22 protein-coding genes are annotated in these 24,732 nt (G+C 68.7%); 6 read left to right on the plus strand and 16 right to left on the minus strand.

Translation table 11 applies throughout. The features are described from left to right. Positions 1-114: 114 nt before the first annotated feature. The 5 genes from zwf to ABQ137_RS19095 form a co-directional block, all read right to left on the minus strand. Positions 115-1,977 (minus strand): glucose-6-phosphate dehydrogenase, encoded by a 1,863-nt coding sequence (gene zwf / locus ABQ137_RS19075; RefSeq protein WP_349783368.1) that lies wholly within the window; start codon positions 1,975-1,977, stop codon positions 115-117. Then, entirely contained in the window at positions 1,974-3,773 is a 1,800-nt protein-coding gene (locus ABQ137_RS19080; protein ID WP_349783369.1) for a glycoside hydrolase family 15 protein, read from the minus strand. The genes zwf and ABQ137_RS19080 overlap by 4 nt, the downstream gene beginning before the upstream one ends. Before the next feature lie 63 nt (positions 3,774-3,836). Next, positions 3,837-4,166 (minus strand): low molecular weight protein tyrosine phosphatase family protein, encoded by a 330-nt coding sequence (locus tag ABQ137_RS19085; RefSeq protein WP_081280688.1) that lies wholly within the window; start codon positions 4,164-4,166, stop codon positions 3,837-3,839. Between the two features lie 26 nt (positions 4,167-4,192). Continuing rightward, complete coding sequence (locus ABQ137_RS19090; RefSeq protein ID WP_349783370.1) at positions 4,193-7,513, minus strand: ankyrin repeat domain-containing protein; 3,321 nt, start codon at positions 7,511-7,513, stop codon at positions 4,193-4,195. Then, a complete protein-coding gene (locus ABQ137_RS19095) occupies positions 7,506-7,766 on the minus strand; it encodes a YcgL domain-containing protein (RefSeq protein WP_039529613.1) in 261 nt (86 codons plus the stop codon). Before ABQ137_RS19095 ends, ABQ137_RS19090 begins: the two co-directional genes overlap by 8 nt. Positions 7,767-7,984: 218 nt before the next feature. Here ABQ137_RS19095 and ABQ137_RS19100 point away from each other — a divergent pair, with 218 nt between their 5' ends. The 4 genes from ABQ137_RS19100 to ABQ137_RS19115 are packed head-to-tail and all read left to right on the plus strand — an operon-like array spanning position 7,985 to position 12,391. Beyond that, positions 7,985-9,181, plus strand: a complete 1,197-nt coding sequence (locus tag ABQ137_RS19100) for a beta-ketoacyl-[acyl-carrier-protein] synthase family protein (protein ID WP_024940579.1) — start codon at positions 7,985-7,987, stop codon at positions 9,179-9,181. Beyond that, positions 9,181-9,954 (plus strand): beta-ketoacyl synthase chain length factor, encoded by a 774-nt coding sequence (locus ABQ137_RS19105; RefSeq protein ID WP_349783371.1) that lies wholly within the window; start codon positions 9,181-9,183, stop codon positions 9,952-9,954. Before ABQ137_RS19100 ends, ABQ137_RS19105 begins: the two co-directional genes overlap by 1 nt. Then, positions 9,951-10,772, plus strand: coding sequence for a glycosyltransferase family 2 protein (locus tag ABQ137_RS19110; protein WP_349783372.1), 822 nt, complete (start codon positions 9,951-9,953; stop codon positions 10,770-10,772). The genes ABQ137_RS19105 and ABQ137_RS19110 overlap by 4 nt, the downstream gene beginning before the upstream one ends. Next, positions 10,769-12,391, plus strand: coding sequence for an NAD(P)/FAD-dependent oxidoreductase (locus ABQ137_RS19115; RefSeq protein WP_349783373.1), 1,623 nt, complete (start codon positions 10,769-10,771; stop codon positions 12,389-12,391). The genes ABQ137_RS19110 and ABQ137_RS19115 overlap by 4 nt, the downstream gene beginning before the upstream one ends. 295 nt (positions 12,392-12,686) lie before the next feature. Here the strand turns inward: ABQ137_RS19115 and fabG are convergent, their stop codons facing one another. From fabG to xanC, 10 genes are all read right to left on the minus strand, one after another. After that, positions 12,687-13,424: a 3-oxoacyl-ACP reductase FabG gene (gene fabG, locus ABQ137_RS19120; protein WP_039524640.1), complete on the minus strand. Its 738-nt coding sequence runs from the start codon at positions 13,422-13,424 to the stop codon at positions 12,687-12,689. A 164-nt stretch (positions 13,425-13,588) separates the two neighbouring features. Next, complete coding sequence (locus tag ABQ137_RS19125; RefSeq protein ID WP_024940573.1) at positions 13,589-14,038, minus strand: hotdog family protein; 450 nt, start codon at positions 14,036-14,038, stop codon at positions 13,589-13,591. Continuing rightward, entirely contained in the window at positions 14,025-16,391 is a 2,367-nt protein-coding gene (locus ABQ137_RS19130; RefSeq protein ID WP_349783374.1) for an MMPL family transporter, read from the minus strand. The genes ABQ137_RS19125 and ABQ137_RS19130 overlap by 14 nt, the downstream gene beginning before the upstream one ends. Beyond that, positions 16,381-16,656, minus strand: coding sequence for a hypothetical protein (locus ABQ137_RS19135; protein WP_160954453.1), 276 nt, complete (start codon positions 16,654-16,656; stop codon positions 16,381-16,383). The genes ABQ137_RS19130 and ABQ137_RS19135 overlap by 11 nt, the downstream gene beginning before the upstream one ends. 42 nt (positions 16,657-16,698) lie before the next feature. Continuing rightward, the gene (locus ABQ137_RS19140; protein ID WP_349783375.1) at positions 16,699-17,346 is read right to left on the minus strand and encodes a LolA-related protein; all 648 of its coding nucleotides are present in this window, start codon (positions 17,344-17,346) and stop codon (positions 16,699-16,701) included. After that, a complete protein-coding gene (locus ABQ137_RS19145) occupies positions 17,270-18,244 on the minus strand; it encodes a lysophospholipid acyltransferase family protein (protein WP_039524636.1) in 975 nt (324 codons plus the stop codon). Before ABQ137_RS19145 ends, ABQ137_RS19140 begins: the two co-directional genes overlap by 77 nt. Next, on the minus strand, positions 18,241-18,528 hold the full coding sequence (locus ABQ137_RS19150) for an ApeI family dehydratase (protein ID WP_024937534.1): 288 nt from the start codon (positions 18,526-18,528) through the stop codon (positions 18,241-18,243). The genes ABQ137_RS19145 and ABQ137_RS19150 overlap by 4 nt, the downstream gene beginning before the upstream one ends. 11 nt (positions 18,529-18,539) lie before the next feature. Beyond that, a complete protein-coding gene (locus ABQ137_RS19155; protein WP_024937535.1) occupies positions 18,540-19,289 on the minus strand; it encodes a lysophospholipid acyltransferase family protein in 750 nt (249 codons plus the stop codon). Positions 19,290-19,342: 53 nt separating this feature from the next. Continuing rightward, positions 19,343-20,026 (minus strand): COG4648 family protein, encoded by a 684-nt coding sequence (locus tag ABQ137_RS19160; protein ID WP_024937536.1) that lies wholly within the window; start codon positions 20,024-20,026, stop codon positions 19,343-19,345. Positions 20,027-20,063: 37 nt separating this feature from the next. Beyond that, on the minus strand, positions 20,064-20,333 hold the full coding sequence (xanC, locus tag ABQ137_RS19165) for a xanthomonadin biosynthesis acyl carrier protein XanC (protein ID WP_011260626.1): 270 nt from the start codon (positions 20,331-20,333) through the stop codon (positions 20,064-20,066). A gap of 283 nt (positions 20,334-20,616) precedes the next feature. On the opposite strand from xanC, the gene ABQ137_RS19170 reads away from it, so the two are divergent. Further along, the gene (locus ABQ137_RS19170) at positions 20,617-21,999 is read left to right on the plus strand and encodes an NAD(P)/FAD-dependent oxidoreductase (protein ID WP_054592910.1); all 1,383 of its coding nucleotides are present in this window, start codon (positions 20,617-20,619) and stop codon (positions 21,997-21,999) included. Beyond that, the gene (locus ABQ137_RS19175) at positions 21,996-23,003 is read left to right on the plus strand and encodes a chorismate transformation FkbO/Hyg5 family protein (RefSeq protein WP_349783376.1); all 1,008 of its coding nucleotides are present in this window, start codon (positions 21,996-21,998) and stop codon (positions 23,001-23,003) included. The genes ABQ137_RS19170 and ABQ137_RS19175 overlap by 4 nt, the downstream gene beginning before the upstream one ends. Before the next feature lie 71 nt (positions 23,004-23,074). Here the strand turns inward: ABQ137_RS19175 and ABQ137_RS19180 are convergent, their stop codons facing one another. Then, a complete protein-coding gene (locus tag ABQ137_RS19180) occupies positions 23,075-24,418 on the minus strand; it encodes an AMP-binding protein (RefSeq protein WP_349783377.1) in 1,344 nt (447 codons plus the stop codon). Between the last annotated feature and the right edge of the window lie 314 nt (positions 24,419-24,732).

Below are 24,732 nucleotides of genomic sequence, written 5' to 3' on the forward strand. Positions count from 1 at the left end.
GCCGAGCAGGATCTCGCGGGTGAAGCTGGCCGAACTGGAACGCGACCGGGCGTTACCGATAAAGCCCGTCGCGCGCAGGCACGCTCCTACGTGGAGCTGCGGCGGCTGCCTCCGTCAGCGGCGTGGCGCGCGCACCGCGGGCTTGCTGGCCGACTTCTTCGCTGCGCTCTTGCCAGCCGCGGTTTTGCCGGCGGTCTTTGCGACCTTGCCGGTTGCGCGTTTGCCCGCCGCTTTCTTTGCCGCACTGCCCGGCGACGTAGCCGCATCCTGCGATGGTCTTGCTGCAGCCGCGGATGCGCGTTTGGCTGGCGCCTTGGTGACCTTTTCGGCTGCCGCCTTGGTGATCTTCCTGGCCGGCGCCTTGGCAGCCTTCTTGACCGTCTTCCCGATGGCTTTCTTGATCGGCGTGGTGGCGCTGCTTCGCGCTTCCGGTGCGCGGCGCGGCGGTGGCTTGCGGCCGGGGGTGAGCGCGCGCCAGGCGTGTCCACCGTTCATCGCCAGCAAGGCGTCGGCGGCCGAGGGGCCGGCGCTGCCGGCGGCGTAATTGGGGAAATCGCTGGGCGGTTGCTTCCAGGCATCCAGGATCGGTTGCACGATGCGCCAGGCACCTTCCACCATTGCCGCATCCTGGAACAGGCCGGCCTCGCCGTTCATGCAGTCCTGCAGCAGGCGCTCGTAGCCTACCGTGTATTCCTTGGGGAACCAGTCGCGGTAGCGGAAGTCCATGCGCACCGGTGCCAGGCTGACCTGCGCGCCGGGGCGTTTGACGTCGAACTGCAGCGAGATGCCTTCGTCGGGCTGGATGTGCAGCACCAGCCAGTCGGGGCCATAGCCGCCCACTTCGGTGCTGCGGAACGGCGCCAGCGGCGCGGGCTTGAAGCGGATCGCGATCTCGGTGGTGCGCTCGCGCAGACGCTTGCCGGTGCGCAGGTAGAACGGCACGCCGGCCCAGCGCCAGGTGTCGACCTGCAGCTTCATCGCCACATAGGTTTCGGTTTCCGAATCGTCCGGCACCGTGTCTTCTTCGCGATAGCCAGGCACGGCGCTGCGGTTGACCGCACCGGAGGCGTACTGGCCACGCACCACGTCTTCGGGCTTGATCGGGCGCACCGCTTCGATCACTTCGGCGCGGCGGCGATGCATCGCTTCGGTGGTGAATGCGGCCGGCGGTTCCATCGCAATCATCGCCAGCAACTGGAACAGGTGATTGGGCACCATGTCGCGCAGGCAGCCGGTGGGGTCGTAGAAGCGCCCACGCCCTTCCACGCCGATGGTTTCGGCGGCGGTGATCTGCACATGATCGATGCGGTCGCGATTCCACACCGGCTCGAACAGGCCATTGGCGAAACGGAACGCCAGGATGTTCTGCACGGTTTCCTTGCCGAGGAAATGGTCGATGCGGAACACCTGGTCCTCATGCAAGACCTTGGCGACGGTGGCGTTGAGCGCGACGGCGCTGGGCAGGTCGTGGCCGAAGGGTTTTTCCACGATCACCCGACGCCAGCCCTCGCCCTCACGTTGCTTGACCAGCCCCGCTTCGCCCAGGTTGAGCAACACCGGCTCGAAGAAGCGCGCGGCGGTGGCCAGGTAAAACAGCACGTTGCCCTGGGTGCCGTAGCGCTTGTGCAGCTTCTCCAGCGCGCCACCCAGGGTTTGATAGGCGCCCAGGTCAGTGAAATCGCCGCGCAGATAATGCATGCGCTCGCGCAGCCACTCCCAGGTGTCGGTGTCGAACTCGTCGGTCTGGAATTCGGCATCGCGGCTGCTGAGCAGCTGGGTCATCGACTGGCCCATCATCGTGCGCCACGAACGCTCGCTGATATCGCCGTGATCCATGCCGACGATGGCGAACTGCTCGCCCAGCGCGCCGGAGCGGCGCAGGTTGTACAGCGCCGGCATCACCAGGCGCTTGGTCAGATCGCCGCGTGCACCGAACACCACGATGATGCACGGCGGGGTGGTGGCTTGTTCGTTCATGGATGTGTTTCCTCTTTGCCCATGCGTCCGTGCAGGCGCAATGCCGCATTGACCAGAGCCACGTGGGAATACCCTTGCGGGAAGTTGCCAAGCATGCGCTTGCTGCGCGGGTCGTACTCTTCGGCGAGCAGGCCCACGTCGTTGCACAGCCCGAGCAGACGTTCGAGCAGGACGCGTGCCTGCTCGGTGCGCCCGAGCAGGGCGTAGTTTTCCACCAGCCAGAAGCTGCAGGCAAGAAAGGTGCCCTCGCCGGCCGGCAAGCCGTCGGCGCTGTCGTCGGCGCGATAGCGCTCGACCAATCCATCGATGGTCAGATCGCGTGCGATCGCATCGGCGGTCGCGGCGATGCGCGGATCATCGGCCGGCAGGAACCCCACGATCGGGATCAGCAACAACGCCGCATCCAGGCGATCGGAGCCGTAGCTCTGCACGAAGTGTCCGTCCGGGTGCACGCCTTTTTCCAGTACTTCGGCGCGGATGTTGTCGGCAATGCGGCCCCAGTGCGCGCGCTTGGCCGCATCGGCGTTGGTGATGCCATCGCGCGCGCCGCAGTCGAACGCCAGCCAGGCCATCACCTTGGAATGCACGAAATGACGGCGCTCGTCGCGGATTTCCCAGATGCCTTCGTCGGGCAGGCGCCACAGCGTTTCCAGCGTCTCCAGCACCTTTTCCAGCAACGATGCCGACGAGCCATCGTCATCGGACGGCGGCGCCACGCCCTTTTCGCGCGCGTAATGGAACGCGCCGATCAACTCGCCGTAGACGTCGAGCTGGAACTGGTCCACCGCGCCGTTGCCGATCCGTACCGGCCCGGAATTTTCATAGCCGGGCAGCCAGTGCGCTTCCCACTCCTGCAGGCGGCGCTCGCCGGCGATGCCGTAGAGCGCCTGCAGCTGATCCGGCGAACCGGCGATGGCGCGTTGCACCCAGTCGCGAAAGGCTTCTGCTTCGTCGCGATAGCCGGCCTGCAGCAAGGCGATCAGGGTGAACACCGAATCGCGCAGCCAGCAGTAGCGGTAATCCCAGTTGCGGCTGCCGCCCAGGTGCTCGGGCAGCGAGGCAGTCGGCGCGGCGACGATGCCGCCGGTGGGCAGATAGCTGAGCCCTTTCAGTACCACCAGCGAGCGGCGCACCTGCTCGGTCCAGGGGCCGACATCGGTGCAGCGCCGCGCCCAGCCATGCCAGAACGCGGTCGTGCGTTGCAGCGCCTGTTCCGGATCGATCGCCGTCGGCGTGGGCTGATGCGACAGGCCGTGGCTGAGCAGAAACCAGGTGCTCTCGCCCTGCCGCAGCGTGAAGTCGGTTTCGGTGCCCATGTCCTCGCCGTGCAGCGCCTGCGGCGAGCGCAGCGCCAGCTGGTCGGGGCCGGCAATGGCGCGGATGCCACCGTCGATGCGCGTCACCCATGGCACGGTGCGGCCATAGTTGAAGCGGAAGGTCAGGCGCATGTGCATCGGCACCTGGCCCTGCACGCAACGCACGATCCGCACCAGGTGCTGGTGGCCGTCGCCTTCATCGCTGGCGACCATGAAGTCGACCAGTTCCACCGTGCCGGTGTCGGTGTGCATGCGCGTGCACAACACCAGGCTGTCGTCTTCATAGGCACGCTCGCTGCGAAAGTCGCCGGCCGGCGACAACGCCCATTGCCCGTGCTGCTCATCGCCCAGCAGGGATGCGAAAAACGCATCGGAATCGAAACGTGGCAGACACAGCCAGTCGATGGTGCCGCGGTGGTCGACCAGGGCCGCGCTGTGGCAATTGCCCAGCATGGCGTGGTCCTCGATACGCACGCTCATCGTAGAGGCGCTTCCTTCGTGCGAGGGAGCGCCAAGTTTTGCATGCGCGGTGTCGGGATCAGGTTACGACTGCACCGGCAAACGCAGCAGCGGTGGCACCGTGTGTTCCAGGCGACGGATCAGTGCCGGATCCATATACGCGTAGTCGTCGGGAATCTGCAGGCAGATCACCCGGCAATGGCGCAGATGCGCGGCGAAGCGCTTGCGCAGCAACTGCAGATGGCGACGCTCCATCACCAGCACCAGTTGCGCTTCGTGCAACAGCTCCGGGGTGAGCTGTACCTCCGCATCGGCGGCCAGCCCGGCCGATTGCGTCTGCACGCCCGGCCAGTCGGCGAACACGCGCTCGGCGGTGGGGCTGCGCAGCCGGTTGCGGCTGCACACGAACAGCACCCACAGCGGTGCGCCGCCGCGCTGGCTCAGCGGCCTTCGCGCAGGAAGCGCGCCATCGAGGACACCCCCGGCAAGGCGGGTTCGAACTGGCCGGCCACATCGATGAAGCCGCGCATGATCGCGATCTCGCGCGGGGTGCGGTTGAGCGCGTCGCGGCGGTCGGCATCGGCGCCGGCGCGCAGCAGGCGCTGCACCAGCAACGGCAGGCCGTGCAGTGCGGCCAGGTGCAGCGGGCCGAAACCGCGTTGATCGGCCACGTCCAGCGAGACGTCCTCGTCGAGCAGGCGTTCCACGCCGGCCAGCACCACCTGCTCGTCGCAGGCGGTGCCCGGTTCGGCGCGCGCACCCAGTACCAGCAGCAAGGGGCTGACCCGGCCGCCGGCCAGGTAGTCCGGGTCGGCGCCGGCCAGCAGCAAGGTATCCAGCAAGGCCAGCAGGCGGCTCTTGTCGCGCGCGGTGAAGCCGTACAGCGCGGCGCAATGCAGCGGTGCCAGGCCTTGGTCGTCGTTGGCGTGCACATCGGCCGCCGCGGTGAGCAGGCGTGCCACGATATCCGGCAGGCCCAGCGCGCAGGCCAGCATCAGCACGGTGACGCCGCCGGGCAGGCGGTGCTCGATCTGCGCGCCGGCCTGCAGCAACGCGGCCACGATCTCGGTCTGACGCATGCTCACCGCCGCCGACAACGGCGTGGCGCCGCTATTGGCCGCGCGTTGCGGGTCGGCGCCGCGACCGAGCAGATGCGCCACCACGCCCAGATGGCCGCCACCGGCGGCACGCAGCAACGCGGTGCAGCCCTGGGCATCGATCGCATCGACCGGCAGGCCGAGATCGATCAGGCGACGCACCGCATCGGTGTCGCCGACCATCGCGGCGGCCGGCACATCCGCTTCGCGCAGGCTGCGCTGCGGCAGCGACCAGATGCGCCAGTCCAGCCAGTCGGCCAGGTCGCGGCGGCCGATCGACAGCGCCACGCCCAGCGGGGTCTGCCCGTCGGCAGCGCGCGCTTCCGGCGAGGCGCCCTGCTTGACCAGCAATTTCAGCGACGCCTCGCGGCCCAACGCGGTGGCCAGATGCAACGCGGTCATGCCATGGCTGTCGCGCGCTTCGCGGTCCACGCCGTGTTCCAGCAACCACTGCTGCAGGCGCAGCCAGCCCAGCCGCACCGCCAGCGACAACGGCGGATCGCCGGCGGCCGACGCGGCGAACGGGTCGGCGCCGCGTTCGAGCAGTTCCAGCGCGAACTGTTCCAGCCCGCGCGATGCCGCATCATGCTGCACGCAGGCGCTGAGCAGCCGCGTCAGGCCGCCGGCCCCGGCCGGCGACACGCCATGGCGCAGCAGCGCCTGCAGCGCCGGCACCGCCTCCACGCCCCGCGACAGCAGCGCAAACATCGGCACATCGCCACAGGCATCGCGCACTTCGGCATCGGCGCCGTGGCGCAGCAGCCAGTCCACCGCATCGGCGTTCAAGGCCAGATGCGCGTCGTGCAGCAGGCCGCCGAGTTCTTCCGGACCGCACAGGCGGGCCAGTGCGACCAGACCGTCGCGCTGGCCGAACTGCAGGCCTTCGCGCAGCAGCACCAGTGGCGGGCGATCGGGCAGCACCGCCACGCCGGGGCTCTCGCCGTGCGCGTCACTGACCGCCGCCGGCAAGGGATAGCCGGGATCGAGCAACTGCACGATCGCCCAGCGCCCGGCTTCGGCGGCCACATCCACCGCGCGACGGCCGTGCGCGTCGGCGCTGTCGGCCGGCACCTGCAGCTCGAGCAGGCGCCGGATCAGCGCTGGCGACACGCTGTCGGCGGCGCAGGCCAGCATCACCGCATTGCGGCCCTCGCCGTCGATGGCCAGCACATCGGCCTTGCGCGCGACCAAGCGTTCGAGCACGCCGCTGCGCGCCTGCCGCGCCGCATCCAGCCACGGCGTGCGGCCGAGCAGGTCACGCGCTTCCAGGTTGGCGCCGGCCGCCAGCAGCGCCTCGACGATGTCGCCGTGTCCAGCCAACGCCGCTTCGTGCAGGGCGCTGCGGCGCTGGCGGTCGCGCGCATCCACGCGCGCCTTGTGCTTGAGCAGCAGCTGCACGCCGGCCGGGTCGTCTTCCTCGGTGCCGGCCGCGGCCAGCAGCACCGGTGCGCCACCTTCCGGTTCGGAGTGCGCGCCGCGTTCCAGCAGGAACTTGGCCAGCCGCCAGTTGCCGACCTGGCAGGCCATCGCCAGCGGCGAGTGGCCTTCGATGTTGAGCGCATCGAGCTCGGCGGCGGCATCGCGCAGCAGCGCGGCCACGCCCGGGTCGGAACTGCGCACCGCGTGGTGCAGCGGCGTGTTGCCGTCGTTGTCGCTGGCGCGCGGGTCGGCACCGTTGGCCAGCAGCGTCATCACCGCATCCGGGCGGCCATGCCAGCTGTCGCGGGTGGCGGCCAGCAACGGGGTCATGCCGCGATGCGGCTGGTTGACGTCGACGCGGCGCACGATCAGCTCGCGCAGCAGGCGCAGATCCGGCAGTACCGCGGCCAGCGCGGGCAGGCTGCGTTGGTCGCGCCACTCCGGCAGCGGCATCGCCTGCGGGTCGGCCCCGGCGTCGAGCAACTGCAGCGCGCGGTCCACGCGTCCGCTGCGCGCGGCCTCGAACAGCTCCGGCACCAGTTGGTGCTGGGCCACCGGCTCCAGCGGACGCGGCTCGGCCGCCGCTTCGGAAAAGAAATCGGCCGCCTGCAGGGCCGCCGGGGCATCGCTGCGCGCCGGGGCGGCGGTGCGTTGCAACAGCAGGTGGGCGGCGGGCAGCAGCACGCTGGCCGCGATCGCCAGACTCCAGCGCAGGCTGCTCGACAACCAGCCCGGCCAGGCCAGCGCCACCACCAGTGTGCACATCGCCAGCACCAGGGCAGCGGCCAGCAGGCCGCGCCAGGCGTGCAACTCCTGCGTTGCCAGCGCATGCCAGCGCGGGGCCAGGGCGCCGCCATCGCGTTCGACCTCGCCCCACAGCGGCCAGGTCCGCCACAACCCGAGCAACGCGGCGCTGACCGCCACACTCAAGGCCAATGCGGCGGCCAGGCTGCCGCTGTCGCGCAGGGCGGTCAGCGGCCAGCTGATCAGGGCGGCCAGCGCCAGCAGGCCCACACCCCAGATCGTCAGCAACGGCGGCACTGCCTGCGCAACCGCACGCGGCTGGCTGGGTAGTGCGCGGCTACCGCGCGCCCACGACACCGCCAGCGCGAACGCCGGCTGCGCCAGCCACAGCGTCACCGCGGCGACACCGCCGCCGATGCCGCCCAGCAACGACAACGCCACACCAGCCAGGCCGGCCAGCGCTGCGGCCCGCAAGCGTGCGGCCCGTGCGGCTTCAGTCATAGTCGCACTCGCCCGCCAGCACCACCGTCTTGGGCAGTTGCAGATAGAAGCCGTGCCTGGCGAGCGCTTCGCGCACCGTGGCCACGTCGGCCTGCGCCAGACGGCGCTCCGGCGTCAACGCCACCTCCAGCACGAACGCGAACGGCGCCAGCTGCGCGTGCACGGCGGCGGGAAGACCGGAGAAGTCGTCGCGCGTGGCGAGATAGACGAAGGTGTCCTGCTTGCGTTGGCTTTTATAGACGTAGGCGTGCATGCGCGCGTGGTCGCGCTCGATCGGCAAGTGTGTCGCAGGATTGTGTCCCAATTGCGCCGATGGCGAAAGCGCGGCAACGCGCGAAAACTCCAGCCCCGTCAGCGACATGACCGGCACGTTCAGTTGCGCCATCGACGGGAGGCGCACCCGCCATCGATATACTGAGTCCACTTCTTGCCAGCCAGACCACCGTGAGCCAAGCGCAGCATTCGTCCCAGATGGCCCCGGTCGCCGTCACCGCTTTTACGTCCACCACCGCGCTCGGCGCCGGGCTCGATGCCCAGGCCGCCGCCCTGACTGCTCGCCGCAGCGGCATGCGTCGCAACGATTTCGGCCCGCAGCCGCTGGCGTGCTGGATCGGCCGCGTCGACGGCGTGGAAGACATCGTGTTGCCGGAGGCCCTGCAAGGCTGGGACTGCCGCAACAATCGCCTGGCCTGGCTGGCCCTGCAGCAGGACGGCATGGCCGAGGCGGTGCAGGCCGCCGCGCAGCGCTACGGCGCCGAGCGCGTGGCGGTGATCATCGGCACTTCCACCTCCAGCATCGGCGCCAGCGAAGAGGCCTACACGCGGCTGGTCGAAGACGCCGACGGCGCGCGCTTCCCCGACGACCTGGATCGCCCGATCGTGCACACCCCGCACTCGCTGGGCGACTTCGTGCAGCACGCCACCGGCCTGCGCGGCCCGAGCGTGACCGTGGCCACCGCCTGTTCGTCCAGCGCCAAGGTGTTTGCCCAGGCCGCGCGCCTGATCGATGCCGGGGTGGTGGATGCCGCCCTGGTCGGCGGCGTGGATACCTTGTGCGGCAGCGTGCTGTTCGGCTTCAACTCGCTGCAGGTGGTGGCACCGGAGCTGTGCCAGCCGTTCGATGCGCGCCGGGTCGGCCTGAGCCTGGGCGAGGCCGGCGGCTTTGCCATGCTCGAACGCACCGCTGCCGCACCGGACGCAACGCTGTGGCTGTACGGCTATGGCGAATCCAGCGATGCGCACCATATGTCCGCCCCGCATCCGCAGGGCCTGGGCGCGCAGCTGGCGATGCGCGGCGCGCTCGAACGCGCCGGCCTGGAGCCGGCCGCGGTGGGCTACCTGAACCTGCACGGCACTGCCACCCCGGCCAACGACAGCGTCGAAGCCGCCGCGGTGGCGGCGATCTTCCCGGCCACCCTGCACGCCAGCTCGACCAAGGCCTGGACCGGCCACACCCTGGGCGCAGCCGGCATCGTCGAGTCGGTGATCGCGCTGCTGGCGCTGCGCGACGGCGTGCTGCCGGGCACGCTCAACAGCGAAGTGCCCGACCCCGCCTGCGGCCCGCAGATCCGTTTCGACAATGCCCATTCCAAGATCGATTACGCAATGAACAACTCCTTCGGTTTTGGCGGCAACAACTGCTCGCTGCTGTTCGGGCAGGCCCGCTGATGCTGGCTGCCACCATCGAGGGGATCGGCTTCTGGACTCAGGGCCTGCCGAGCTGGGAAGCCGCTGCGGCGTTCGTGCGCGGCGGCGCGCTGCAGGACACCGGGGCACGCCCGGCGCCGCAGCTGCTGGCTGCCAACGAGCGCCGTCGCGCACCGGACACGGTGGCGGTCTCGCTGGAGGCCGCGCTGGCCGCCTGCACCGCCGCCGGCCGCGAGCCGGCCAGCCTGCCGTCGATCTTCACTTCCACGTACGGCGACCTGGCCATCTCCGACTACATGTGCACCACCCTGGCCAGCGACCCCACGGCGATCTCGCCGACCAAGTTCCACAACTCGGTGCACAACGCCGCGGCCGGCTACTGGACCATCGGCGCCGGGGCGATGACCCCGGCCACCGCGATCAGCGCCAGCCTGGGCAGCTTCGCGCAGGGCTTGCTGGAGGCGCTGGTCCAACGTGCCGCCGGCATGGACGCAGTGCTGCTGGCCGGCTACGACGCCCGCTCGGTCGGGCCGCTGGGCCGGGTCGCCCCCAGCCAGGGGCTGCTCGGTGGCGCGCTGGTGCTGGGTGCGCCCGGCCAGGCCGGCAAGCCGCAGTTGCGGGCGCGGCTGGACGACGGCACGCCGACGCCGGGCGCCGGCCCGCTGGCGCGGCATGTCGCCGCCAATGCGATGGCGCCGATGCTGCCGTTGTTCGACCTGATCGCCACTGGCGGCGAACGCGTGGCGCTGTACGCCGGCCCGGGCCGGGTGTTGCGCGTGGAGCTCCAGCAGTGAGCCGGCAGCCACTGACCCGCGAGGACACCGCGATCCTGGTGCCGGCGCTGAACGAATCGCTGCGCATCCGCGAAGTGGTCAACGATGCGCTGACCTATTGTTCCAACGTGATCGTGATCGACGACGGCTCCGATGACGGCACTGCCGACTGCATCGCCGGCCTGCCGATCACCTTGATCCGGCACTCGCAGCGCAAGGGCAAGGGCGCCGCGTTGCGCAGCGGGTTTGCGCAGGCGCAGCGGATGGGCATGCGCGCGGTGATGACCATGGACGGCGACGGCCAGCACAAGGCCGCCGATTTCCCGCGCCTGTTGGCGGCGGCCAACCGCCACCCCGGCTGCGTCATCGTCGGCGCCCGCATGCGCAAGCGCGCCACCCAGCCCACCATCCGCCGCATCGGCAACGATTTCGGCGACTGGGGCATCGCCTGGGCCTGCGGCTTCCAGCTGGTCGACAGCCAGAGCGGCCAGCGCCTGTATCCGGCCTCGGTGTTCACCCTGCCCGACGTGCCCGGCGAAGGTTTCGTGTTCGAAGCGCAACTGCTGATTTCCGCCGCACGCCAGGCCGGCGCGCGCGTGGTCGCGGTGCCGATCGAAACCCGCTACGCCGGCACCTCGCCGGGCGCGTTCCGCAAGAGCCATTTCCGCCTGGTACGCGATCTGTGGGAAATCACCTCGCATGTGGTGGTCCAGGCCTGGAGCTACGGGCATATCTGGCGCGAGTACCGCCGCGTGCGCGCCAACCCGGTGCTGATCGACGACGCTGACGGCGAATTTGCTACTGTGCCGGCGGTTACCAAGAGCAAGCCATCCCCATGAATGCACAGCGTGCCGATGTCGTTATCACCGGTGGTGGCCTGGCCGGCCTGAGTCTGGCCCTGCAGCTGCGCCAACGCGACCCCGAACTGGCGATCACTGTGCTGGAGCGCCGTGCGCACCCGGTGCGCGAGGCGGCGTTCAAGGTGGGCGAGTCCACGGTGGAGATCGGCGCGCACTACTTCGCCGAGGTCTTGGGCCTGCGCGAGCATCTGGAAACCGAGCAGATCCGCAAGTTCGGGTTCCGCTTCTTCTTCTCCGACAAGCGCGAGGACATCGACCGCTGCACCGAGCTGGGTGTGAGCCAGATCCTGCCGACGCCGTCGTGGCAGATCGACCGTGGCCGCTTCGAAAATTTCCTCGGCGAGCGCGCCCGCGCGCAGGGCATCACGTTTGTCGACAACTGCAGCGTCAAGGGCGTGGACCTGTCCGATGACCAGGCCGACCACGCCGTGCGCTACGAGCGCGCAGGCGAGGCCGGCACACTGAGCGCACGCTGGGTGGTGGATGCCAGCGGCCGCGCCGGCCTGCTCAAGCGCAAGCTCGGCCTGGCGCAGGACAATGCGCACAACGCCAATGCGGTGTGGTGGCGTGTGGAAGGCCTGATCGACCCCAATGGCTGGTCGCAGGACAGCAACTGGCTGCAGCGCTGCACGCCGCCGGACCGCTGGCGCTCGACCAACCACATGTGCGGGCCGGGCTACTGGTTCTGGCTGATTCCGCTGTCGTCCGGCGCGCATTCGCTGGGCATCGTCTGCGATGCGTCGATGCACCCGCTGGACACGATGAACACCCACGACAAGGCGATGACCTGGCTGCGCACGCATCAGCCGCAGGTCGCCGCCACGCTCGACAAGGCCGACTACCGGCTGCAGGACTTCCTGTTCCTGCGTAACTTCTCCTATGGCTGCAAGCAGGTGTTCTCGCCGCAGCGCTGGGCGCTGACCGGCGAAGCGGGCTTGTTCCTGGACCCGTTCTATTCGCCCGGCAGCGACTTCATCGCAATTTCCAATACCTACATCTGCGAACTGATCGGCCGCGACCGCGCCGGCAGATCGCTCAGCCCGTATGTGGAGCTGTATCAGCAGCTGTATTTCTCGTTCTACGAAAATACCCTGACCCTGTATCAGGACCAGTACGCGCTGTTCGGCGACGCGCAGGTGATGCCGGTCAAGGTGATCTGGGATTACACCTACTACTGGTCGCTGCTGGCGCCGCTGTTCTGCAGCGGACGCATCGCCGACCTCAGCCTGCTCTCGCGCATGAAGTCCGATTTCTTCTATGCGCGCGACATGAATCTGGCCATGCAGCGTGTGCTGCACGACTGGGGCCAGCACAACACTGCACACGGCCTGGCCACCGACGATGGGCGCCTGCTCGATCAATACCTGATCGGCTGGTTCAACGAACTCAATGGCGCCTTGAACGACACCCTCGACGACGATGCCTTTGCCGCACGCATCCACAGCAACGTGGCGCAGATGGCGGTGCTGGCACGCGAGATCCTGCAGCAGGCACGCCAGCGCCATGCCGCACTGCCGGACCACGGGCTGGACGCCTTGACCGCCAACGCCACCGGCGAGCCGATCCTCACCGCCGCCTGGTACGCCGACGCGGCGTGAGTTTGAAAACCGCGCCGGCGACGGCGCGTTTTTGCTTGCTGTTTGTTTGCTTCGCGCTCGCGTGCTGCACGCGAGCGCGAGCTGGTTATGAAGAACGACCAAACCAGCAACCAAGCCGGCCTGCACTGATCGCAACCATGCACACCGACCATCTCGACTGGTCCTTGCCCGCCCACCGTCGCGGGACCTTACGCGGCATGGATGCCGCGTAAGAGCTTACAAGGACGTACTTGCAGCGTGTCCTGCGATGGTGGGCGGGCAAGGACCCCGCAGCAAACCAGCAGATCAGCCGCCCTCAGCCCATCCCACCATTGATGCCGATGACCTGGCCGTTGATGTAGCCGGCTGACTCCGAACACAGAAACGCCACCAACGCGGCCACTTCGTCGGGCTTGCCGACGCGGCCCGCCGGTACCAGTTGCTTGATCACTTCCGGCGCGAAGCTTTCGCCGACCATCTCGCTTTCGATCACGCCCGGCGCGACCACGTTGACGGCGATGCCGCGGCTGGCCATCTCGCGCGACAGCGATTTGCTGGCGCCGTGCAAGGCGGCCTTGGCCGCGGCGTAGTTGGTCTGCCCGCGATTGCCCAGCACCGCCGCCACCGACGACACGCTGACGATGCGGCCCCAGCGCGTACGCGCCATCGGCAGCAGCAGCGGCTGGGTGACATTGAAGAACCCGTGCAGCGACACATCGATGACCCGATGCCACTGTTCGGCGTTCATGCCCGCCATCGGCGCATCGTCGTGGATGCCGGCGTTGTTGACCACGATCTGGATCGGGCCGCCCTCCAGCAGGCCTGCCAGCGCCACCGCACTGGCCTGCGCATCGGCCACATCGAACGCCACCGCCTCGGCGCTGCCGCCGTCGGCCACGATCGCTGCAACCACGTCATCGGCGCGGGCGATATTGCGATTGGCATGCACGATCACATGGCGCCCCTGCGCAGCCAGCTGACGGCAGATCGCACCACCAAGATCGCCGCTGCCGCCGGTGACGAGTGCGCGGCGCTGTGGAATGGAAGTGCTCATGGAAGCCTCAATGAAAGCCGCAGACACGACGGCGGAAAGAGCCTCATCCTAACGACTCGCAGCAGGCGCAGGAATAGATCCAGCATTGATCGCCTACATCTTGTAGGAGCGCGCTTGCGCGCGATGCGGCGTCAGCGCTAAAGCCATCGCGCGCAAGCGCGCTCCTACGGGGCTTGGGTGGCCTGCGCGGCGCCCAGCATGACCGTGGCGCGCCCTTCGGCGAGCAATTGCGCGCCGTGGCTCAGGCGAAAACTGTATTGCTGGCTGTCCTCGCCCTGCAGCAACACCTGCGCTTCGCAGACGATCGCATCGGGCAGGTCGTCCAGATACGCGACGTGCAAGTCCACTGCGCGCAACGCCACCAGCATGCCCGGGCGCACCGGCTTGCCCGATTCCCGGCCGAGCAAGCCGCCATGCACGGCCATGGCCTGCGCGCCGTATTCGCATAGATGCAGCGCGCGCAGGCGGCCGTTGCAACGCAGCGGATGCGTGTCGCTGCGATGGGCATCGCTGCGCAACACGATGCGCTGCGCATCCCATTCCAGCACTGCTTCCCACAGGCACATGCTGCCCTGGTGTGGAATCAGCGCGGCAATTGCCTCACGTCCCTGCATGTGCATCTCCGTGTCTTGCGCGCTCCAGCGCCGGCTCGCGCGACACCAGCAAGGCGAGGATGAAATTGAACAATACCCCCAGCGCCACCGTGCTGCCGATCGCACGCAACACCGGGATGCTGGAGGCAGCCAGTAGCGCGAACACCAGCAGCGTCATCAGGCTGCACACGATCAGCGCATGCAGCGTGCGCAGCTGGTCGGCGTGATCGTCGCCGGCATGGTCGAAGAACAATGCGTAATCCAGGCCCAGGCCTGCCGCCAGGATCAGCGCGATCAGATGGAACAGGTTGAGCTCCACCCCCATGCCGCGCAGGATCGCCAGGATCAGCACCGTGGTCAGCGCCATCGGCAGCAATACGCGCACGATCCGGCGCGGGCTGCGCAACGCGATCGCCACCGTCACCGCCAGCAACAGCGCGGCCAGTACCAGCGCGCCGAGCACACGTCCGCGATACGCGGCCACCAGGGACTCTGACGCGTCCTTCAGATCCAGCAACTGCGCGCCGCTGCCTTTCACGGCGGCAGCCAGTACCGACGGATCGCGCAGGCCGGTCAACGACACCAACGCAGTGCTGCGATCGCCGCGACCCAGCAGCAGTCCGCCGACCGACGTTGCCAGCGGCGAGCCGGCCAGGTCCTTCGGCAACAGCGGGGCGGCGCGCTTGGCAGCGTCCAGGTCCTGCAGGAACGGCGCGAACGCGTCACTGCGAAACGGTGTGGCGGCCACCGCACTGTCGGTCAATGCGCGCGCTTGCGCAGCATCCGGCAACGCGGCCTGGCGCGCACGCTGGGTCTTGATGCTGGGCAGATAGCGTGCAGCCATGTCGTAACCGGTCAATGCGCCGTCGCGCACCAGGGCATCTAGACGCGGGCGCAACTGCTCGCTGGCCTGCAGCGCGGCCTCGTCGTTGACGGCAGGCAGCGCGAGTACGTAACGCACGTCGGGGGCGCCCAGTTCCTGGCGCAGATGCGTGTCCTGCGCAAGGGCCTTGGGCGGCACCGGGGTCAGTTTCGACAGATCGTTCTGCCAGAACTGCCCCGGCGCGAACGCGATCACTGCAATGCCGACCAGCGCAATCATCGCCAGGCTGAAGCGCGGCCGTGGCAGGCGCGCGATGCCGCGCCACAGCGCGGCGAGCATGCGCGAATCGGCGTAGTCGCGCGGTGCCGGGTCAATCAACGACGGCAACAGCCACCGCGTGGTGATCGCGGCGGTCGCCAGCCCGGCGATGGTGAACACCGCCAGCTGCCGCAAGCCGTCCACACCGGAAAACAGGAAGGTCACATAGGCAATGCAGGTGGACACCACGCCGGTGGCCAGCGTCGGCCATAGATGACGCGCGTTGTCGCGTGGATCCAGACCCGGGCGCTGATGACTGAACAGGTGGATCGGGTAATCCTGCACCACGCCGATCAGGGTAAAGCCGAAGGCCACGGTGATGCCATGCACGCCATCGAACAGCAGCGCCACCGCAGCCAGACCGGCCAGGCCGGCGCTGGCCAATGGCAGCACGCCGAGCACCGGAATCTTCCAGCTGCGATAGGCCACCAGCAGCAACAACACCAGTCCCACCGTATCCAGCGTCCCGATCCATTGCGCCTCGCCCTGCGTGCGCGCGGTGATTTCCACGGCAAATGCACCGGGGCCGGTCAAGGTAAGCCGGGTCGTGCTGCCCTTGCTGACCTTGGCGAAGGCCGCCTGCACCGCGTCGTAGGCCAACTGCTGGCCGGTGGGATCGAAGCCGGCTGCGCGCGTCTGCACGACCAGCAAGGCCGAGGTACCGGCACGGTCGAACCACACCGCGTTGCGCGTCTGCGGCGCCGCGGCCGGCTGCAGGGTTTCGGCCAGATGCAGCACTTCCAGCGTGGGGTCGCGCGGTAGCAACGGCTCCACCAGCGCCGCCGCCGGCGACCCCAGATCCTGCACGCGCGACTGCAATGCCGCTTGCAGGGTGTGCGCATCCAGCGGCGTGGTGTCGAAGCTGTCGCTGAGCAGATAGCGATACGGCAGCAGGCGCTCGGGGATCGCATCCAGCCCCGCAGTGCCGCCGTTGCCGACCAGCTCGAACAGTTCCGGTTGTGCGGCCAGGGCCTGCTGCAGGGCCTGCGACTGCGCGGCAAGCGTGGCCGGGTCGCTGTTGGACAACGCCATCAGCAACAGGCGCGAGCCGGGGCCTTCGCCCAGCTCTTCGATCAGCAGTTTCTGCGCCGGCGTGCGCGGGGCGGGCATGAATTTGCGCAGATCACCAGTGACCTTGAGCGTCTCGCTCAACCAGAACCCGGCCACCGCCAGCAACGCCAGCCACAGCAGCGCCAGGCCGATGCGGCGATTTGCGTTCAACTTAAACGCCATGCGCAAGCCTCGCTGTGCCAGCGGAACGTCCACCGGCCGCGCGCGCGGCATCGGGCTGTGCGGGCGCCTTTGCGTTGCTGCGGGCGGGCATGAATTTGCGCAGATCGCCGGTGACTTTCAGCGTCTCGCTCAACCAGAACCCGGCCACCGCCAGCAACGCCAGCCACAGTAGCGCCAGGCCGATGCGGCGGTTTGCGTTCAACTTAAACGCCATGCGCAAGCCTCGCTGTGCCAGCGGAACGTCCACCGGCCGCGCGCGCGGCATGGGATCGTGCGAGCGGCTTGCTTGCGCCGTGGGCGCGCTGCGTCACGCGCCCGATCCGTGGCATAGCGTGGTCAGCGCGGCCGCATCGGTCACGCTTGCGGCCGCGCGCGCCGCACCGGCCAGCAGCGTGCGTTGCACGTCGCCCTTGGCCGGCTGGCTCTCGATGCAGCGCAACTCGTCATTGCGCCCATACAGCCGCAACTCGCGCACCTGCTTGGCCACGGCAGCGTCCTTGGGCTGCAGCGTCAGTTGCCAGGCCTGCGGCTGGCCCTGCCCGCTGATGCGGTAGTGCTGCTCCAGCAGCGCGCGGTCGCCGGCCAGCAACGCGCCGAAGCCGGACTTCAGGCCGGCCAGCTCGGGCACCCGGCTCAGCGAAAAACGCCGCGGCGATTTGCCTTCGCGTTCCAGCATGCCTTCGTCGCCCTGCAACGTGGTGGTCTCGCGATACGGCGCGCTGACCTCGCGCACCAGGGTCTGCGCGTCCGGGCGACGGTAATGGCCCTGCACGCGCAGCGGCGTCTTCAGCAGCGCCGAGCCACGCAGTTCGACGAACTCGGTACTGACCGGTGCAGGGCGTGCCAGGCGCTGCAGCACCTGGCCGACGTCCAGCGTCTCAGGCGGTGCGGCGCATAGCGGTGCGGCGCTGAACAGCAGTATCAGCATCCACGGCAGGGTGCGGCACATCGGCATGGTGGGTGTTCCAGAAATCGTAGAAGTTGAACCAGTTGTACGGCGCATAGCGGGTGTAATGTTCCAGCCTGGCCGCGTAATCGCGCATGAGTACCGCCAGCACCGGTGCCCGCTGGCGACGCGGCACGTCCAGGCCCTCGCTGAAGGTCTCGAACGCCAGCTCGTAATGATTGCCGCCGCGGTACAGGCCGAACGCCAGCACCACCGGCACCTTCAGCGCTGCGGCGATCAGCCACGGCGAGGTCGGGAACATCGCGTTGCGGCCGAGGAACGTCGCCGGCAACGCCGGGTCGCCCTCGCGCGGGCGATCGATCAGCAGCGCCACCAGCGCACCGGCGTCGGTGGCGTCCTTGATCGCCATGACGATCGAGGTGGCGTCCATGCCGGCGTCGATGATGTTGGCGGCCAGCTGCGGATTCAGCGCGCCCAGCAGCTCGGTCATGGCGCGGTTGTGGGCCTTGTCCAGCACCACCTTGACCTGCACGTCCGGCCGCTCGGTGGCCAGCACGCGCAGCGCATCGAAGCTGCCCAGGTGCGAGCCGAAGATCAGCACGCCGCGGCCGCGATCCATCTGCGCATGCAGCTGGTCCAGCCCGGTGATGTCGACCCGGAAGCGCTGCATCTGCCCACACAGCATGTACACGCGGTCCAGAATCGTCGAAGCGAAGGTGTGGATATGCCGCGCCACATCGCGCAGCGTGGCCGGGCGCTCCAGCACGCGCGTCAGATAGGCACGCGAGGCGCTGCGCTCGGGCGCACGCACCAGCAGGAAGTACAGCGTGATCGGGTACAGCAGCGCGCGTCCCACCGCACGCCCGGCATGCTGGGCGATGCCGCGGATCAGCCACAGCGCGAAACGTCCGCCGCCTTCCGGGCGTTGCTTCCACTGACTGCTCATTGCGCCGCCTCCGCCACCAGTTCGCCGCTGACCAGCAGCTCGTCGGCGCGCTGCACGCGAAAGCGCCAGCGTGGGCCGGCGCCGTCCAGCATGACCGATGCCGTCTGCCCGGGCAGCAACGGCTGCACGAACTTCACCTGCGGCAGGCGTGCCGCCGCGCGTGGGCCATGTGCGGCCTCCACTGCCTGCAGCACATGGTCGAGCACGACCACGCCAGGCACCACGGGGCGCCCCGGAAAGTGCCCGGGCAGGCAGGGATGATCATGCGGCACGACGAAATCCATAAGCGGGTAACTCAAATCCTGGGTTGGAGCATCGCAGCCACGGCGTCATGTGCCTGCTTGGTCAATTGCTGGCGGTCCGGCGCATCCGGCCCGGTCACCGGGATCGGATCGCCGATACGTACCCGGATGATGCCCGGGCGCACCCTGAACACACCCTCCACCGGCAGCACCTTGCCGCAGCCATCCACTGCCACCGGCACCACCGGCACACCAGCATCGATAGCGGCCTGCAACAGCCCGGCCTTGAACGGCAATAATGCGCCGCTGCGGCTGCGGGTGCCTTCGGGAAACAGACACAACTGCTTGCCCTCGCGCAGCAGCGCGGCGGCCTGCCGGCGCACCATCGCCCCGGCACGCCGGCTGTCGCGGTCCAGGAACAGCATGCCGGTGGCCCGTGCATACCAGTTCACGAACGGCACCTTGAGCATTTCGTCCTTGAGCAGGAACCGCAGCGGCACCGGCAAGGCGTAGAACAACGCACAGATATCGATGATGGACTGGTGGTTGCTGACGAACAGGTAGTTCCTGGACCAGTCCACGCGCTCGCGGCCTTCCACGATCACCGTGGCGCCGGCACCGCGAAACAGCACCGGCGACCACATCCACGCGCCCATGCGCAGCAGGCGGTCGGTGTCGCGCGTGATCGCCAGCAACGCCAGGCCATAGGCGATTCCGCCCGCGGTAAACGTCAGCGTGAAGGCCAGTTGCAGCAGATTGAACACGGCCCACGCCAGGCGCGACGGCATCCTTGCCAGCGGCATCTTTGTCTTGTCCCCGAAAATGTGCACGTACGTCGCTGCCCCTGGCCACGCACTCAGCGCAGCAGATCGCGCCAGAATTCCGGCCCGAGCCGCGCCATCTGGCGCAAGAAGTCTGGCAGATTACGATAGGGGCGCTGTGGAAACCAGCGGCCGCGCAATAGATATTCGCCTACAAAGAACCCGCCAACCACCCCGTACGCCAGCAGATTGGCGAACAACGATGCGCGCGCGTCGCTGATCGGCAGCGGCGAGACATAACCCAGTTGCGTCAGCACGCCACTGGGTTCGGCGCACAGGCCCAGCACCAGGTTGACCAGGGTCAGCGCGCACAGCAGCAGCGCCCAGGCCAGGGTGAGGCGGCGCGTGTAGCGGTACTGCTCGGGAGTGATCGGCATGCCGGCCTGGCGATACAGCCCCTCGACGATGCGCGTGATCAACGGCGTGCGCCCACGGCGCAGGCTGCGACCGAAGAACCAGGCGACCCAGCCGGTGAACACCACCGGCGGCGCGGCCAGCACCAGCATCGCGTACGGCGAGTGCCACAACGCACTCAGGCCCAGCAAGGTCAGCACGGCCAGCGCCCAGGCCCAGGCGCGGCGCGCGACCATCGGTTCGATCAGCACCATCAGCACCAGCAAGCCACCGGCGATGACGGCCAGCTCCGGGCGATGGCTGGCATTGGCCCAGTGCGCCAGCGGCGAATACGCCACCGCCAGCAACACGCCCAGCCCCAGCACCCACGGGGGCGCATCGCCGGGCGCGGCGTTCGCGACTTCAGACGGTCTTGTTGGCTTCGACATGCGCCGACAATGCGCGCAGCGACGCGAAGATGCGACGATTCTCGTCATTGTCCGAGCGCAGCTGGAAGCCATAGCGCTTGCTGATCGCCAGCGCCAGTTCCAGCGCGTCGATCGAATCCAGTCCCAGCCCGGTATTGAACAACGGCGCCTCCGGGTCGATGTCGGCGGGCTGGACGTCTTCCAGGTTCAGGCTTTCGACCAGGAGTTCGGCCAGTTCACGTTCGGCAGCGGTTTGCGAGGACATCCAGAGAGCTTCCAGGTGAGGGTCGGGCGACAGATTCACAACGAAATTGCAGAACAACCACAGCGGCGCAGACAACCGTCAGGCCGGCATCGGCGATGCTGCAGGGCACAGACAGTGTACGTTGCCGTGCCGGCCGATTCCGAGCGCCCACCGGCGTTGCGGCCGCATTGGCGAGGGTGTCGATCGGTCTGCAACAGCGAGTCGGCGGCCGGCATACCTGTCCGGGCCGCCGGTCAGGCTATCATGACTGCATGACGCTCGCCCGCTGCAGGTTCGTTCCAGGATGACTTCCACCGCTGTTGGCCCTACCCCGACCGCCAAGCCGGCAGCCGGGCCGGCTCCCGGACCCGAGTGTCCGGATGTCCTGATCATCGGCGGCGGGCCGGCGGGCTGCGCGGCGGCCATCGTCCTGGCCCAGCAGGGCTGGCAGGTGACCTTGCTGGAGAAGGCGCAGCATCCGCGCTTCCATATCGGCGAGTCGCTGCTGCCGATGAACATGCCGATTCTCGAACGCCTGGGCGTGTTGGAAGAGGTGCGCAGCATCGGCGTGCTCAAGCGCGGTGCAGACTTTCCCAACGACAGCGGCGGCTACAACACCTTCCGCTTCGCGCATGCGCTGGAGGCAAAGGCCGATTTCGCCTTCCAGGTGCCGCGTGCGCAGTTCGACCAGGTGCTGTTCGAGCGCGCGCGCGCGGTGGGCGTGGATGCGCGCGACCAGGTCAAGGTCGACGCGGTGGAGTTCGACGGGCAGCAGCCGGTACTGCAGGCGCAGGGCGTGGCGGGTGCGCAGCAGTTCCGCCCGCGCTACCTGCTCGATGCCAGCGGCCGCGACACCTTCCTGGGCAACCGCCTCAAGCTCAAGCGCGCCAATGCCAGGCATCAATCGGCGGCATTGTTCAGCCATTTCCGCGGCGTGACGCGCCGACCGGGCGAGGATGCCGGCAATATCAGCATCTACCGCCATGCGCATGGCTGGATGTGGCTGATCCCGTTGCCGGACGACATCATGAGCGTGGGCGCGGTCTGCTACCCGGAATACATGAAGACCCGCAAAGGCGACAGCGAGGGCTTTTTCATGCGCACGCTTGCGCTCAACACCGAGCTCAGCGCGCGCATGCTCGGCGCCGAACGCGTGGCCCCGGTGCATGCCACCGGCAATTACGCCTACGAATGCACGCGCATGTCCGGCCCGCGCTGGTTGATGCTGGGCGATGCCTACACCTTCGTCGACCCGATGTTTTCGTCCGGTGTGTTCCTGGCCATGCACAGCGCCGAGCGCGGTGCGGCGATGGTGGACCAGGCCCTGCGCATGCCGCAGCACGAGGCAAGGCTGCAGCGCGCCTTGCAGCGCGAGCTCAAGCGCGGCGTGGACGAGTTCAAGTGGTTCATCTACCGCTTCACCTCGCCGACCATGCGCGCCCTGTTCGCACAACCGCAGAACACCTGGCAGATCGAGGAAGCGGTGGTGGCGATGCTGGCCGGCGACGTGTTCGACAGCCCCAGGGTGCGCCTGCGTCTGCGCGCGTTCCGCGCCATCTATGCACTGACCACCTTGTCGATGATGCCGCGCGCCTGGCAGTCCTGGCGCCAGCGCCGACGTCAGGCCACGCTCGGCTTCGATGGCGACACCTTGCAACGCGACACGCAACAACGAGACACACGATGACCGTTTCCCCGGCCCAGACCCCGCACACCGTGCGCCATCCCCGCCTGCAGGTCGACTATGTCGATCAGACCGACCCGTCTGCACTGCTGGCCGACCCGCAGGTGCTGGCCGTGTTCGGCTTCGGCACGGCGGCGCCGCGCCTGGACGACCCCCGCTACCTGCGCGTGCCGCTGCAGCCGTACCACGCCGACGTGCTGGAAGTGTGGCGGACCGACGCGGCGGTGCACAGCGGCCGCGATGGCAACATCGCCTGGGCCAGCGACGGCCGCCTGCAGTTCGGCGTGATCGAAATCGACGAGCAGGATGTCGATATCGAAGCCGCCGCCGCCAAGGCCTATGCGGAAATCACCGCCTTCGTCACCGGCAGCCAGACCCCGCGCCTGCTGCGTATCTGGAACTATCTGGACGCCATCACCCTGGGCAGTGGCGACCGCGAACGCTACCGGCAGTTCTGCGTGGGCCGTGCGCGCGGCCTGGGCGCCTTCGACAATGCGCAATTGCCGGCCGCCACCGCGGTGGGACGCTGCGATGCCGAGCGCATCATCCAGATCTACTGGCTGGCCGCCAGCGACGCCGGCACCCCGCTGGAAAACCCGCGCCAGGTCAGCGCCTACAACTACCCGCGCCAGTACGGCCCGCAGCCGCCGAGTTTCGCGCGCGCCATGCTGCCGCCGGCCGGCAGCGACATGCCGCTGCTGCTGTCAGGCACCGCCGCGGTGGTCGGGCATGCCTCGATGCACACCGGCCAGTTGCTGGCGCAGCTGGAAGAGACCTTCGCCAACTTCGACGCCCTGCTGGGTGCCGCCCGCCAGCATGCCCCCGCCCTGCCCACGCAGTTCGGCGCCGGCACCCGCCTGAAGGTCTACGTGCGCGAGCAGGACGATCTACCCAGGGTGGCGCAGGCGCTGGACGCCCGCTTCGGCGATGCGGTGCCGCGTCTGCTGCTGCACGCGGTGATCTGCCGCGACGAGCTGGCGGTGGAGATCGATGGGGTGCATGGGTGAGCGATTGCGGGCATGAGTACTGATGCCCGCTGCAGCCACGCAGCAGCAATGCTCCGTGGCGAGGCCTGCGCTCAGCCGTTGAGCAAACCCAGCACCACATCGCGCGGCAGCTTGCCGGTTTCGTTGCGTGGCAGGGCGGCGAGTTTGCGCAGGCGGCGCGGCAGGAACACCGGGTCGACGCTGACGCGCAGGGCGGCGAGGATCTGCGCTTCGTCCAGGGTCGGGGCGACCACCAATGCGGCGATGCGGCCGACCGCCTGACCGGGCTCGGGTGCGAGCTGCACGATGGTGCCGTCGACGACGCCCGGGATGGCCAGCAGGCGACGGGTCAGATCGGCCAGCGAGGCGCGTTTGCCGGCGATTTCCAGCAGATCGGCCTGCCGGCCGCGCACCTGGAAGGTGCCGTCGGCAGCCACGTCCATCATGTCGGCCAGCAGCACCGGCGTGGCCAGATGCGGTGCGTGCACCAAGGTGCCTGCCGCCTGCGTTTCCAGGCGCACACCGGGCAGCGGTGTCCACGCCGCCTCCAGCGCGGTGCGGCGCACCGCGAACACGCAGGTTTCGGTAGAACCGAACATTTCGCGTACCTCGCCGCCAAACCGCGCTTCGGCGGCTGCGGCCACGTCCTGCGCCAACGGCGCGGTGGCCGAGACGATGCCGACCAGCGGCGGCAACGCCACGCCGGATTCGACCAGCGCGCGCAGGTGCACCGGCGTGGTCACCAGCACGCGCGGGGCAGGAATGTCCGACAGCGCGCGCGCCACATCGTCCGGAAAGAACGGGCGGCCCGCATGCACCGCAAGCTCGGTCACCATCGGAAGCAGCACCGACAGTTCCATGCCGTACATATGTTGCGGCGGCACCGTGGCGACCACGTGCGGCACCGCATCGGTGTGCGCCCACAGGCTTTCCAGCGCGACCAGATCCTGACGCGTGCTGGTCAGGAAGCTGCCCCAGGTCTTGGGGTTGGGCTGCGGGCTGCCGGTGCTGCCGGAGGTGAAGCCGATGGCCACCAGGGCGTCGTCGGCCAGCTGCGGAATCGGGCCTGCGGCCTGCGGCAACTTGGCCGGCAGCTGCCAATAGCGCGGCGGTGCCAGCTCCAGTGCCAGATCGCCCAGGCAGTAGGCATCGGCATGCCGCGCCTGCACTTCGCCGACCACGGCCGGCGCGCGCGAGGACGGCAGCAGCGACACCTGACCGCGCAATGCGCACGCATAGAACGCGACCATGAAGCGATAGCGGTCTTCGCACAGATTCACCGCGTGGCGACCGTCCGGCAATTGCTGCGCCAGGCCATGCACGTGTGCAATGAAGGTGGCCAGATCGACCGACTGCCCCGCGCGCCAGGCCAGCGGCCGGCCGGGCGCGCCGACGGCCATCGGGTGGGAAACGGCAGGAACAGGCAGGCTGGACATGAGAACCGGCAATCGCAAAAGCGCGCTAGCTTGGCCGCCACCTGCCCTGCTGGCAAGTCGGGAGGTTTCCGGCTGCGCCACGAGGGCTGCGGTCGGGAACCTTGGCAAGGCCCGTCCGCGAAGCACATTCCAACTCATTGCAGCTGGAGTGCATTGGCCGTCAAGCGCGTACGCCCGTGCGAGCCAACGCGCGCATAACCGCTTGTGGTCGCGTCCGCCACTCGTCCATGCCTTGCCTGTTCGATGACGCACTCGCCCCACCGCGCACATGACCTGTGGCCCAAGCCCCCGGCGGAAGCGAGCTGCTAGGCTTG

The organism is Xanthomonas sp. WHRI 8393, assembly GCF_040203315.1.
GTDB lineage: Bacteria > Pseudomonadota > Gammaproteobacteria > Xanthomonadales > Xanthomonadaceae > Xanthomonas > Xanthomonas arboricola.